The 12,810-nt window shown below is 65.8% G+C and carries 11 protein-coding genes; 5 read left to right on the top strand and 6 right to left on the bottom strand.

Annotated elements, in window-relative coordinates; all coding sequences use genetic code 11:
• Positions 1-2: 2 nt before the first annotated feature.
• The 5 genes from leuB to ilvC form a co-directional block, all read right to left on the bottom strand.
• On the bottom strand, positions 3-1,094 hold the full coding sequence (leuB, locus tag VNN77_09965; GenBank protein ID HXG51717.1) for a 3-isopropylmalate dehydrogenase: 1,092 nt from the start codon (positions 1,092-1,094) through the stop codon (positions 3-5).
• Complete coding sequence (locus VNN77_09960; protein ID HXG51716.1) at positions 1,091-2,659, bottom strand: 2-isopropylmalate synthase; 1,569 nt, start codon at positions 2,657-2,659, stop codon at positions 1,091-1,093. The genes leuB and VNN77_09960 overlap by 4 nt, the downstream gene beginning before the upstream one ends.
• 97 nt (positions 2,660-2,756) lie before the next feature.
• Positions 2,757-3,602, bottom strand: a complete 846-nt coding sequence (gene pssA, locus VNN77_09955; protein HXG51715.1) for a CDP-diacylglycerol--serine O-phosphatidyltransferase — start codon at positions 3,600-3,602, stop codon at positions 2,757-2,759.
• The gene (locus VNN77_09950; protein HXG51714.1) at positions 3,599-4,228 is read right to left on the bottom strand and encodes a phosphatidylserine decarboxylase family protein; all 630 of its coding nucleotides are present in this window, start codon (positions 4,226-4,228) and stop codon (positions 3,599-3,601) included. Before VNN77_09950 ends, pssA begins: the two co-directional genes overlap by 4 nt.
• A gap of 43 nt (positions 4,229-4,271) precedes the next feature.
• On the bottom strand, positions 4,272-5,288 hold the full coding sequence (gene ilvC, locus VNN77_09945) for a ketol-acid reductoisomerase (GenBank protein ID HXG51713.1): 1,017 nt from the start codon (positions 5,286-5,288) through the stop codon (positions 4,272-4,274).
• Between the two features lie 205 nt (positions 5,289-5,493).
• Here ilvC and VNN77_09940 point away from each other — a divergent pair, with 205 nt between their 5' ends.
• Both VNN77_09940 and VNN77_09935 read left to right on the top strand, forming a co-directional pair.
• Positions 5,494-6,351 (top strand): Ku protein, encoded by an 858-nt coding sequence (locus VNN77_09940; protein ID HXG51712.1) that lies wholly within the window; start codon positions 5,494-5,496, stop codon positions 6,349-6,351.
• Positions 6,348-7,178, top strand: a complete 831-nt coding sequence (locus tag VNN77_09935; protein HXG51711.1) for a tetratricopeptide repeat protein — start codon at positions 6,348-6,350, stop codon at positions 7,176-7,178. The genes VNN77_09940 and VNN77_09935 overlap by 4 nt, the downstream gene beginning before the upstream one ends.
• Positions 7,179-7,229: 51 nt before the next feature.
• Here VNN77_09935 and VNN77_09930 read toward each other — a convergent pair whose 3' ends face one another.
• On the bottom strand, positions 7,230-8,330 hold the full coding sequence (locus tag VNN77_09930) for an ornithine cyclodeaminase family protein (GenBank protein HXG51710.1): 1,101 nt from the start codon (positions 8,328-8,330) through the stop codon (positions 7,230-7,232).
• Positions 8,331-8,457: 127 nt separating this feature from the next.
• On the opposite strand from VNN77_09930, the gene VNN77_09925 reads away from it, so the two are divergent.
• The 3 genes from VNN77_09925 (at position 8,458) to VNN77_09915 (ending at position 12,803) form a co-directional block, all read left to right on the top strand.
• On the top strand, positions 8,458-8,799 hold the full coding sequence (locus VNN77_09925) for a hypothetical protein (GenBank protein ID HXG51709.1): 342 nt from the start codon (positions 8,458-8,460) through the stop codon (positions 8,797-8,799).
• Positions 8,800-9,085: 286 nt separating this feature from the next.
• On the top strand, positions 9,086-11,683 hold the full coding sequence (locus tag VNN77_09920; protein HXG51708.1) for a hypothetical protein: 2,598 nt from the start codon (positions 9,086-9,088) through the stop codon (positions 11,681-11,683).
• 46 nt (positions 11,684-11,729) lie between these two features.
• Complete coding sequence (locus tag VNN77_09915; GenBank protein HXG51707.1) at positions 11,730-12,803, top strand: alpha-hydroxy acid oxidase; 1,074 nt, start codon at positions 11,730-11,732, stop codon at positions 12,801-12,803.
• Positions 12,804-12,810: the final 7 nt, after the last annotated feature.

Here is a 12,810-nt window from a genome sequence, read left to right as displayed (position 1 = left end):
CTCTATCCTTCGAGCCGCGCGATGCGCTCCCGCACCAGGCGGCCCATCTCCCGGCAGCCGACCGGCCGGCAGTCCTTTTCCTGGATGTCCAGGGTCCGATAGCCCGCGTCGAGCACCGCCTCCACGGCGCGCTCGACTCGCTCGGCCGCCTGGGTCTGGCCGAGAGAGTGGCGCAACATGAGGGCTACCGACAGGATCGTCGCCAGCGGATTCGCCTTGTCCTGGCCGGCGATGTCCGGTGCGGTCCCGTGCACCGGCTCGTACATTCCGACGCTGCCTCCGACACTGGCCGACGGCAGCATGCCGATCGAGCCGGTGAGCATCGCCGCCTCGTCGCTCAGAATATCCCCGAACATGTTGGTCGTCACCAGCACGTCGAACTGTCGCGGGTCGCGAATCAGCTGCATCGCGCAATTGTCCACCAGCATGTGCTCGAGCCGCACGTCGCCGTAACCGCCCTCCGCGTGAACGCGCGTCACGACCTTGCGCCACAACTCGGTCGCCTCGAGAACGTTCGCCTTGTCGACCGAGGTCACCTTGCCGCGCCGCTTCCGCGCGGCCTCGAAAGCCACCCGCGCGATCCTCTCGATCTCCGGAGTCGTGTAGACCTCTGTGTTCACGCCGCGCTCAGTGCCGTCCGGCAGGCGGGTGATCCCCTTGGGCTGCCCGAAATAGATTCCTCCGGTGAGCTCGCGCACCACCAGAAGATCGGTTCCTTCGACGACCTCACGCTTCAACGTCGACGCCGCCGCCAGGGCGGAAAAGAGCTTCACCGGCCGCAGATTGGCGAACAGGCCGAGCTCCTGGCGCAGGGCCAGCAGCGCCCGTTCGGGGCGCACGGAGTAGTCCAGGCCGTCCCACTTGGGCCCTCCCATGGCGCCCAGCAGGACCGCGTCGCTCTGCTTCGCCAGCCGCAGCACGGAATCCGTGAGCGGCTTGCCGAAGGCGTCGATCGAGGCCCCGCCCACGATCCCCTCCTCCAGCGAAACGGTGAAGCCGTAGAGATCGGCCGTCTGCCTGAGCACTTCGGTCCCCTCGCGCATGACCTCGGGGCCGATGCCGTCTCCGGGCAGCACCGCGATCTTGTAGTTCATGGTCCCTCTCTCTCCACCAGCTGCCGGTAGCGCCGTCGGCCCTCCAGCTTGTTGAGCGCGTTGATGTACGCCAGGGCGCTGGCCATGATGATGTCGGTGTGGGCCCCCTGCCCGGAGACCCGCATCCCGTCGTCCTCGATGATGCAGGAAACCCCTCCCTGGGCGTCGGCTCCCCCGGTAATCGCGTTGACGCTGTAGCGCACCAGCTGCGAGTTCGAGCCGGTGATCTTGGCGATCGCCTTGTAGCAGGCGTCCACCAGGCCGTCGCCGGAAGCGTAGTCCATGCGCTCCTCGCCGGCGACGCGCAGCTTCACGGTCGCCGACGGCACGCCGTCGGAGCTGGAGTGGACGTTCAGGTACAAGAGCTCGTAACGGTCAGGCTGCCCGGGAACCCGCAGGATCTCCTCGGCGATGATCGCCTCGATGTCCTCGTCGTAGACGTGCTTCTTCTTGTCGGCGAGCTGCTTGAACCGCACGAACGCCCGGTTCATGTCGTCCTTGCTCAGGTGAAACCCCAGGTGCTTCAGCCGCTCGTCGAAGGCATGCCGTCCGGAATGCTTGCCCATCACCAGACGGTTACCGGGAATGCCGATCGACTCGGGCGTCATGATCTCGTAGGTCTGCTTGTGCTTCAGCACCCCGTCCTGATGGATGCCGGCCTCGTGCGCGAAAGCGTTGTCGCCCACGATGGGCTTGTTGATGGGAATCGGGATTCCGGTCACCTGCGAGACCAGCCGCGACGTCGGATAGATCTGCTCGGTGACGATCCTCGTATCGACGTTGAGGTAGTTCTTCCGCGTCCTCAGCGCCATCACCACTTCCTCCAGGGAAGTGTTGCCGGCGCGCTCCCCGATCCCGTTGATCGTGCATTCGACCTGCCGGGCTCCGGCAGCGACCGCCGCGAGCGAGTTGGCAACGGCCAGGCCGAGATCGTTGTGGCAGTGCGCGCTCCACGTCACCCGTTCCGCCCCCGCCGTCCGCTCGATCAGGTTGCCCACCAGAGCGCCGAATTCCGCCGGGATCGCGTAGCCCGTGGTGTCGGGGACGTTGATCGTGCTTGCGCCCGCGCGGATCACCTCCCGGAACACCTGAATCAGGAACTCGAGATCGCTGCGCGACGCGTCCTCGGCCGAAAATTCGATGTAGTCGAGGTGCTGCCTGGCGTAGCTCACCGCCTTCACCGCCGCTTCGAGCACCTGCTCCCGCGTCATCCGGAGCTTGTGCTTGAGATGGATGTCGGAGGTGGCGATGAAGACGTGGATGCCGGGAACCCTGGCGTGCTCGACCGACTGGAGCGCGCGCTGGATGTCGCCCTCCTGGGCCCGAGCCAGGCTCAGTATCCGCGGCCGCTTGACCTCCCTGCAAATCCTCTGGATCGCCTCGAAGTCTCCCTCCGAGGAAGCGGCGAACCCCGCCTCGATCACGTCGACGCCCAGCTTCTCGAGCTGGCGCGCGATCACCAGCTTCTGCTCCACCGTCATGCTGGCGCCCGGCGACTGCTCGCCGTCGCGCAGCGTCGTATCGAAGATCCTTACGTAGTCGTTGCCTCCCGTCTCAGGTGCCATGATCGGGTCCTCCATTGAATCGTATCCCTTGTCTCAAAAATAAAAACTCCCGCGGCCGGGCCAACGGGAGTCTTTGCATGATTCGCGAGACGGGGAGTTAAGGCATCGCACCTGCCGTTTCCCCTCTCTTTTCCCGTCGACGCCTGAAGGCCGTCCAACACCATAAGAGAGGACCGGATAACATATATAACAAGAAGGTCGTGAAATACATGACCTGGGGCAACTCGAAGAACAGTATAATCAAGAAAACCCCGGAAACCAACATCCAGATGGGAAACCGCTTCTGAAGATGCGCCTGCTTCAGGCTGAAGAAATGGAGGTTGCTCACCATCAGCGCCGCCAGAACGTAGATCGTGACCAGGAGGATCGGCGCCTTGCCCGGCGCCCCCTCCCCGCCGAGAAAGTAGTACATCACCACGGTCGCGCCCACCATCTCGGCCGCCGCAGGGATCGGCAAGCCGACGAAATGGCTCTTTTCCACCCCGCGGGCCTGGACATTGAAGCGCGACAGGCGAAGCGCCCCGCAGACCACGTAAAGGCAGGCCCCGAACCAGCCCAGCGCGCCCCACGGCACCAGAGCCCAGAAATAAAAAAGCACCGCCGGGGCGACCCCGAAAGAAACCAGGTCGGCGAGCGAGTCGAACTCGATGCCGAACTGGCTGGAAGTCTTCGTCATGCGGGCCGCCAGCCCGTCCACCCCGTCGAGCAGGTGCGCCGCGATCATGTACAGCGTTGCCTGCAGATACTCGCCCTTGAACGTGGCGAGAATCGAGAAAAAGCCGCAGATCAGGTTGCCCGCGGTGAACAGGTTCGGGATCAGATAAACACCGCGCTTGAGCTTCTCGGCCGGCATCCTCTGCTTGAGAGGAACCCGCGGCCGGGGCCGGCGCTGCAGCAGCCGTACCTTGCCCGTCGGAATCGGCTCGCCGCCGGGCGTGTTCATACGAACCTCCCGATGATTGTTTCTCCGCCTTTTACCCGCGCGCCCTCAGCGACCTCGACCGCGGAGCCGCGGGGCAGATAGAGATCGGTGCGCGAGCCGAACATGATCAGGCCGAACCGTTCACCGCGCTCGAGCGTGTCGCCCGGCCGCACCCGGCACACGATCCGCCGGGCCACCAGCCCGGCGACCTGCACCACCCCGACCTTCCGTCCCGAGCGGCTGACGACCGTCATCGCGTTCTGCTCGTTCTCCTCCACCGCGCTGTCCCGGTAGGCGGCGAGAAATTTCCCGGGCCTGTAGCGCACCTCTTCAACCGTCCCGGCTACCGGCATCCGGTTCACGTGCACGTCCAGAGGCGACATAAAAATGCTCACCCGCCGCCCGGCCTCCTCCAGAAACGGCATCTCACGCACCTCGACCACGCTCACCACCCGGCCGTCCGCCGGCGCCACGATCAGGTCATCGCCCGGCGGCGTCACCCGTTCCGGATCACGAAAAAACCAGGCAAAGAACAGCGCTGCGACGGCCGCGGTTCCGGCGGCGAACGGCCAGCCGGCCCAGGCCGCAACCAGCGCCGCCGCGGCGGCCGCCACGACGAAACGGTAACCTTCCCTGACGATCTTCACAGTCCGCCCCTCGGAGAGCCTGCCGTCTCCGAGGCCGGAGCGATCAGTTCCTGCTCTTGTCAACCAGCCGATTCTGCGCGAGCCAGGGCATCATGGCGCGCAGCTTCTCGCCCACCTTTTCGAGCGGGTGGTTGGCTGCTTCCTTTCTCAGCTCGGAAAAATGCGGCATGCCCGCCTTGTATTCGTTGATCCACTCCTCGGCGAACCTGCCCGACTGGATGTCGGCCAGCAGCTCCTTCATGGCCTTTCGCACCTCGGGTCCGATCACGCGCTTGCCCCGGGTAAGATCCCCGTATTCGGCCGTATTGCTGATCGAGTACCGCATGTTCGTCAGGCCGCCCTCGTAGATCAGGTCGACGATCAGCTTCACCTCGTGGACGCACTCGAAGTAGGCCATCTCGGGCGGATACCCCGCCTCGACGAGGGTCTCGAACCCCGCCTGAATCAACGCGGTGAGCCCGCCGCACAACACCGCCTGTTCGCCGAACAGATCGGTCTCGGTTTCGTCTTTGAAGGTCGTCTCGATCACCGCCGCCCGCGCTCCGCCGATGGCGCTCGCGTAAGCCAGCCCGACCTGCCGGGTGTCCCCGGACGGGTCCTGGTGAACCGCAAGCAGGCACGGGACGCCGCGGCCCTTCTCGTACTCGCTGCGAACGAGATGACCGGGCCCTTTCGGTGCCACCATGAAGACGTTGACTCCCGGTGGGGGAACGATCCGCTTGAAATGGATGTTGAAACCGTGTCCGAACGCCAGGTAGTTACCGGATTTCAGACCGGGTCTGATTTCCTTTTCGAACGCCTCGGCCTGCAGCTCGTCGGGGAGAAGCACCATCACGATATCCGCGCGCGCCGCCGCTTCCGCCGTCTCCGCCACCTTCAATCCGGCATGCTCCGCCTTCTCCCAGGACCGGCTGGACCTTCTCAGGCCGACGACCACGTCGACCCCGGAATCGCGGAGGTTGTTGGCGTGAGCGTGCCCCTGGCTGCCGTACCCCAGCACCGCCACCTTTTTCCCGGCGAGATATTTCAGATCTGCGTCTCTGTCGTAGTAAACCTGCATCTTGCCCTCCCGGTCACATGCTACCACTATGCCCGCAGCCTCCCGGCATGTCAAACCGGGAAGCTTCCTCCAAAGTTGAAGGATTCCGCGGTGCTGGCCGGATTTCTTCAACAATTCCGGCGAGCGCGCCTGGTCTCCGGCGTTGAAGCCCGGAGAGCCCATCTGATATGGTGACTTCGGGCGCGAAGACTCGAGAGGAGGCCTCATGGCGGCACGGCCCATCGGCTCGGGAACCATTTCCTTCGGTCTGGTCTCCATTCCCGTAAGGCTTTACCCCGCGACCTCGTCTCAGGCCGTGAGCTTCCACATGCTGCACGCGAAATGCGGCAGCCGGATCCGACAGCAGCGCTATTGCCCGGTCTGCGAGCAGGTGGTCGAGCGCGAGGAGCTGGTGCGCGGCTATGAATTCGCCAGGGACCAGTACGTCCGCGTCACGGAGGAGGAGCTGAAATCGCTGGAGGGCGAGGCATCGCAAACGATCGAGATCGCCGAGTTCGTGCCCCTTTCCAGGGTCGATCCCGTTTACTTCGAGAAAAGCTACTATCTGGGCCCCGACAAGGGCGGCGAGAAGGCCTACCGCCTGCTCACCGAGGCGATGGCGCGAGCCGGGAAGGTGGCGGTGGCCAAGTTCATCCTGCACGGCAAGGAAAACATCGTGTTGCTCCGCCCTGCCCGGAACGGGCTCATGCTGCACACCATGTACTTCGCCGACGAGGTGCGCGATTTCGGCGAGGTCGAGAAGGGCGATTCGGTCAAGATCAAGGAAGCGGAAGTCGAGCTCGCGTTGCGTCTGATCCACGAGCTCTCCAGCGACGACTTCACCCCGGAGAGATACGAGGACGAATACCGCAAGCGGGTGCTCGACCTCGTGACCAAGAAAGCCGAAGGGCGGGAGATAACGCTCGCCGCTCCCCGGCCGCAGCGCGCGCAGGTCATCGACCTCATGGCGGCCCTGAAGGAAAGCCTGGCAAGAACGCCGGCCGGGCCGAAAAAAGCCGTGCGCGCCGAGCCGGCCGAGGCCGGAAAAGGCCGGAAGAAGCGGGCTCAGGCCGGCAAGAAATGAAGCTCTTCAGCACCGGGGACGCGGCTCGGATTCTCAACCTCCCGGGCAGCCGCATCCGGTCCTGGGTCCACCGCGGTTTTCTCTCTCCCGGGCGCGGGCCCGGAAGGCGGTTCCGCTTCACGTTCCAAGACCTGCTTCTCCTGAAGACCACCAAGGAGCTTCAGTCGCAGGTGCCCGCGCGGACACTCGTTCGGATGCTCGCCTCGCTCAAGCGCCAGCTTCCTGAAGCTCGTCACCTCTCCCGGCTGAAGATCGTCGCCGACGGGCGCCGGATCGTGGTTTCCGACGGCGGCTCCCGCTGGCAGCCGGATTCCGGCCAGCTGCTGTTGAACTTCGACGTCCAGAGCGTGGCGAAAAAGCTCAGCCTGGCCCGCCCGGGCCCGGGGGGCGTCCGAAGGACGCTCGATGCCGACGATTGGTTCCGTCTCGGCGTCGAGCTGGAGGCGACCTCGGCTGCGGAGGCGCGCCGGGCCTACCGGCGGGCCCTGGATATCGATCCCGAGATGGCCGAGGCCCACCTGAATCTCGGCAAGCTGTATCACGACTCCGGAGAGTGGCGGAAGGCAGAGACGCACTACGGCGCGGCGGCCCGGTGCGCGCCGGACGATCCGGTCCCGCGGTTCAATCTCGGCGTGCTCTTCGAGGACATGCGCCGACCGAACGACGCGGCCGCGGCCTACCGTGAGGCGATCCGTCTCGACCCGCGTTTCGCCGACGCGCACTACAACCTCGGCCTCCTGCTCGAGTCGCTCGGGAAAAAAGCCGACGCCATCGCCCACCTTCGCAGCGCCCGCAAGCTCTACCGCGGCAAGCCCCGCCAGGAATAGCTTTCGGTTTGACCCGCGAAGCGGCGGATTGAAAGTTCCGGTGGGCTCGCGTCAAGGGTGAACGCTTTCGAGGAACCAGTCGGTCGGTATCTCGTGTCCGATGCCTCTCGCCTTCGCCTCGGCCAGGACCGCTGCGCCCACGGCCGCGAATTGCAGGCCCATGCCGATGTTGTTCAAGAAACAGGTCGATTCGCTGGCGCGCTCCCGCCCGGCCACCCGCCCGGCCACGAGATCCTTGAGCTCGGGCGCCGACAGCCAGAACGGCCGCTCTGCGGCCGCCGTGGCGGCGGCCGGCCCTTTCTCGATTATGTCGATCGCGTCGTGGGCTTCGATTCCTTCGTCGCCGAAACCGGCGACATAGTTGGTCGGAGCGTATCTGCGCGAGTGGATCACCAGCCGGTCCACCCTTCGGATGACTTCGTCCCCCAGCTCGGGCACGCGCACGCAGGTGAGATGAATTCCCGGGCGAACCCAGTCCGGGCTGGCGACTCGTGTCAAGGAATTGGTGGTGCACGCGATGATGTCCGCATCGCGGACCGCCTCCTGGGGGCTCTCCGCTGGCCGCACCTCGGCGGAGACCTTGGCCGCCATCTCCGCTACGAACGCTTCGCGGTGGCTTTTCGTGGGGCTGTAGACGCGAACCGTCGAGAGCGGCCGGACGGCGCACAGGGCGGGAAGATGGCTTCCCGCCTGCCACCCCGAGCCGAAGAGCGCGAGCGTCCGGGCGTCGGCGGGGGCGAGATAGCGCGCGGCGAGCGCGCTGCTCGCCGCCACCCGCATCCTCTGCACCACGCCGTCGGGGAACATCGCCAGCGGTTCCCCGGTTACCGTCGAGAAGAGGATCACCAGGCCCACGTAACGATCGCCCGGGGCCGCGGGAATCTTGGTTTTTACCACCCGGTCTCCCTGCTTCCGCCAGCGGATGATGTCGGAGTTGACACGCAGCGCGACGATCGGCGGGTCGTCCAGCCCGGCCTCCATCGACTTGAAAGCGTAGACCCCGGACTCCGTCGCGGCCGGCAGGACGAGGTCTGTCCGGGGCCGGTTGGCGGCTTTGCCCTGATCCCAGCTCCGGTAGGCCTTCTCCAGCGCCTCGATGCAAGCGTGAATGGAGAGAAAAGAATCGATCTCCTCGTTGCTCAGTATCAACATAGCCGCTGCCATATCAACGGCAGCGGCTTCCCGTCAAGCCGCCCGCGCGTTTGACCCGCCCGGCCGATTCTGTTTATGCTCGCGGCGGGCAAGCCGTCCGCGGCAAGAGAGCGGACGGAGAAACCAGATGAGCGAGTCCCGGGAGCGCGGCACAGTCGGCGGCTCGACGATGCGGGTCGACACAGGCCTGCCCGGCCGTCTCCCTCCGGCCCCGGCCGTGATCGTGGCTCAGGGCCAGAGCGCAGCGGACGAGTTCCTGCAGATCGCTCGGATGATCTCCCCCGAGGGTTACGCCGCCGCCCCTGACCTCTTTCATCCCGACCCCCTGGATGCACCGACGACGGGCCGACTCACCGCGCCCGTTTGCGGGACCCGCTCGCCCGAGTATCGCCCGCAGGACGCGGCCGCGCCGCAGGCCAGAACCTTTGATTTCTTCGCCGGGCATCCGGGACAACCCTGCGGCGCGTGAAGGCGCCGGCGATGCCGCCGCAGAGGGTCGGAAAAGTACCGCGCGGAGCGGGAAGCGGGATGGAAAAGAGGGATCGTGCGGGCCCGAGAGAGAACGGCTACGAAATCGCGGGAAACCCGGCGACGCCTCGGCGCCGGGCCCTTGAGCGCCGTTTGCGGGCTGCGACGGCAGCCGATTTTCCTGCGATTCGGGCGGGAAGAACAGTTTCTTGAACCGTCGGCCGACAACTCTTTTTGGCAAATTCTCGATTTTGTCGTAGAATAATGCGATTTCCCTGAGATTTGCTATGCCGGCGAGACACAAATTCCTGATCCTCATGCTCGTCGCGACGCTCGGTCTGGGCGCCGTGATTTTCATCTACGGGCGCGACGACGAATCCCTGCGGCGCTTTCAGATCCTGCTCTCCAAGAAGCCCACGCAAATCTTCGCCGAGAGCACCGAGACCTTCGCCGACGCGAACAGCCTGTGGTACGGCGCGATCTCGATCCTCGCCATCATCATGATGGGAGTCGTTTTCAGGTCGCTCACCAACGCGGAGCTGAGGGCGTTTCGAGAGCGCCTGGTCCAGATGGAGGTTGCGCGTGCCGAGCTGGAATCTTCGCTTCAGGACGCGCTCTGGAAGGAAAAACACGCCCGCCAGGCCAAGGAAGCCGCAGTGAAGGATCTCGAAGCCGGCCTGAGCCGCCTGTTGATCCTCGAACGTCAGCTGGCCGAAAGCGACAAGCTCCTCAAGGCGCGGGAACGCGAGCTGAAGAGCCTACGCGCCCAGTCCCCGGGCGTGCCGGCGGCGCCGGGACAGGTGTCTGGCGCCACCGCTCAGGAGACAGCGGCCCTCCGCGAAGAGATCCGCAAGAAGACCGAGCTGCTCCAGAGCAAGGATTCCGCCATCGCCCAGATCGAGCGCAACCTCAGCGGCAGGATTCGCGCCCTGGAGGCGCAGCTCGGCGTCAAGGACAAACTCCTGCTCGAGCGCGATCGCGAACTCGAGACGGTGAAAGCGCGGCTCGCCAATCTCGACGCTGCGAGAACCCAGGCGGAAAGCTCGCTGGCCGAAGAGCTGCGCCGGGAGAGGGAAGCCTCGCTTGCCAAGGACGCCGCGTTGAGAGAGCTCGAGCAGCGGCTCACCGCGGAGATCGAAAGCCTCCGAACCGAGGCCAGGGAAAAGGACGATCTCCTGGCCGCGCGCGGCGGGGAGCTCGAGGCGCTGAGCGCTGAAATGAACTCGCTCAAGCGGCGCCTCGACGAAACCGACCGGGCCAGAGAGCGCGCCGAGCGCTCGCTCGAGGAGCAGCTCAGAACCCAGGCCGAGCTCCTCCACGCGAAGGATTCGACGATCAGGGAGCTGGAGAAGAGCCTCGCCGGAACGGTCCGTGCTCTCGAAAGCCAGTTATCCGACAAGGACAAGCTGCTCCATACCCGGACGGCGGAAACGGAATCGTTGCGCCGCCGCCTCGACGAGATCGAGATCGCGAAGGCAAGCGTGGAAACCGCGCTTCACGAGGAGCGGAGCAAGAACGCCAGCCTGCTCAGGGCGAGGGACACGGCGATCAAGGAGCTGGAGAAGCAGCTTGATCTGGCGACGCGCGATTTCGAGCAACGCCTGAGCGAAAAAGACGATGCGCTGGAGCGGCGGACCGCGGAGCTGCAATCGCTTCGGTCCCAGGTGCGGAACCTGACCGAGCAGCTCAACGAGACTGGATCGGCGCGGCAGCAGAGCGAGATTCAGCTGCGCGAGGAGCTGCGGAGCCGGACCGAGGCGCTTCAGGCGCGCGACAGCGAGCTGAAGCAGCTCGGCCACCGCCTGCAGGCGCTCGAACGCCAGCTCGGCGACAAGCAGGAGCTGCTCCGGCTGCGCGACGCCGAGGTCGAAGCGCTGCAGGCCAAGGTGAGCAGCCTGGCGGAGGCGCAGGCGGCGCGGGAGCGGGCCGAGCAAACCATGGCCGAGGCCCTGCGCAAGGAACGGGAAGCGCTGGCAGCCAAGGGACACGCCGTCAGGGAGCTGGAGGCGGATTACACCGCGAGGCTGAGCGCCCTGGAAAGCCAGCTGGCCGAGAAACAGGAACTTTTGCAAGCCCGCAGCGCCGAGCTCGAGGCGCTCCGTTCCGAGGTCGACCACCTGACCCGCCGGCTTTCGGAAATCTCCTCGGGGAGCGAGCAGGCTGAAACCGTGCTGAGGCAGGAGCTGCAGAAGAAAAGCACGGCGCTTCAGGCCCGCGAGACTGCGCTCAAGGAGCTGCAGGAAAGCCTCACGTCCAGGCTCCGTGAGCTCGAGCACCGGCTCGACGAAAAAGACGCGCATCTGCGCGACCGCGACGCGGAGCTGGAGGCGCTCAAATCGCAGTTGAGCAAGATGGGATCGGCAAAGGAGGAGATCGAGACCTGGCTCGGCGAAGAGCTTGCCAAGACCAAGCAGCTTCTCCAGGCCAAGGATTCGACCATCCGTGAGCTGCAAGCCAGCCTCAACCGGACCGTCGAGGCTCTCGAGCAGCGGTCGGGCGAGCAGCAAAGCCTGCTCCGGGACCGCGACAACGAGGTCGAGCGGTTGCGCTCCGAGGTCGACTCGCTTCGAGCCGAGCTGGCCCGGATGGATCGCACTCCTGCGCCGACGGACGGTGTCGGTCGGGCCGATCTGCCGGAGCAGCACGGCGAGATGGCCCAAGAGCTGGAGGAGAGTCTGGCCAAGATCCGGGGTCTGGAGAACGCGCTGCGGAAGATGGAAGAGCAGCTCAAAACCCGGGACGGCAAGATCGAGCGGCTCGAAGCCGAGCTCAAACAGAAGCGGACGGAGCTCGCCAGGCACGAGATCACGGTCTGGCAGGGTATCGAAAGACGCGCCCAGTGGAAGCGGCGGCTGCGCAAGGTCGGGATCATCCTGAAGGACTAGAGTTCCGGGAGCACCGCCCTTGCAGGCGTCGCGGGGGGAGGGGCAAATGACGAACGGCGGCGGACCGGTCAATCTCTTCGAATTCGAAGCGCTCGCCAAGGAGCGGCTGCCCCGCGAGGAGTTCGACTACATCGCCGGCGGCGCAACCGACGAGCTCAGCGTCGAGCGCAACCGCCGGGCCTATCAATCCTGGGCGTTGCGGCCGCGCGTCCTTCGCGACGTGAGCGCCCTCGATCTCTCCACCACCGTTCTCGGAACCCGCGTCGAGATCCCCGTGTTGATCGCTCCCTGCGGAGCGCACAGGAGAGCCCACCCCGAGGGGGAGATCGCCACCTACCGTGCGGCCGCCGCGGCCGGAACCATCTTCGTAATGAGCGCCAACGCCAGCATCAGCTTCGAAGAGGTCGCCCGCGCCGCCTCCGGCCACCTCTGGATGCAGCTTTACCCGTTTCGAGACCGAAGGCTGACCGAGGAATGGATCGAGCGGGCAAGCCGGGCCGGCTACGAGGCCATCGTCGTCACCCTTGATTCACAGTGGCCGCCAAAACGCGAGCGCGACCTCCGCAACGGCTACCGCAGAACGCGCGGCGTCAACTACCCGAAAGTCGATCCGTCACAGGCCTCGCACGCAGGCCGCCGGGGCTCGGGAGAAGGAGCCGACCCGGCGGCCACCTGGAAAGACCTGGAATGGATCAAGTCGATCGCCAGGCTGCCGGTGGTGGCCAAGGGGATCATGACGGCAGAGGACGCGGCGCTTTGCGCCGAGGCCGGCGCCGACGCCGTGATCGTCTCCAACCACGGCGGCCGTCACCTCGACAACACGCTGGCGACGATCGAGGTGCTTTCGGAGGCCGTTGCCGCGTCGGCCGGGCGGACCGAAATCCTCCTCGACGGCGGAATCCGCCGCGGCGGCGACGTCGTCAAGGCGCTGGCGCTCGGGGCAAAGGCGGTTCTGATCGGCCGACCGCTCTTCTGGGGCCTGGCGGCCGGCGGCGAGCACGGCGTTCGCCGGGTTCTGGAAATCCTGCGCGAGGAAATCGAGATTACGATGGCGAAATGCGGCTGCCCCAGCATCGCCGCCATCGACTCGCGGGTGGTCGTGAAGGCGCCGCCCCTCTGAACCTCCG

The organism is Candidatus Zixiibacteriota bacterium (genome assembly GCA_035574315.1).
Classification (GTDB): Bacteria; Desulfobacterota; Binatia; order UBA9968; family UBA9968; genus DATLYW01.
The sequence above is the reverse complement of the archived record's forward strand: the minus strand, read 5'-3'. Positions and strand labels throughout refer to the sequence as shown.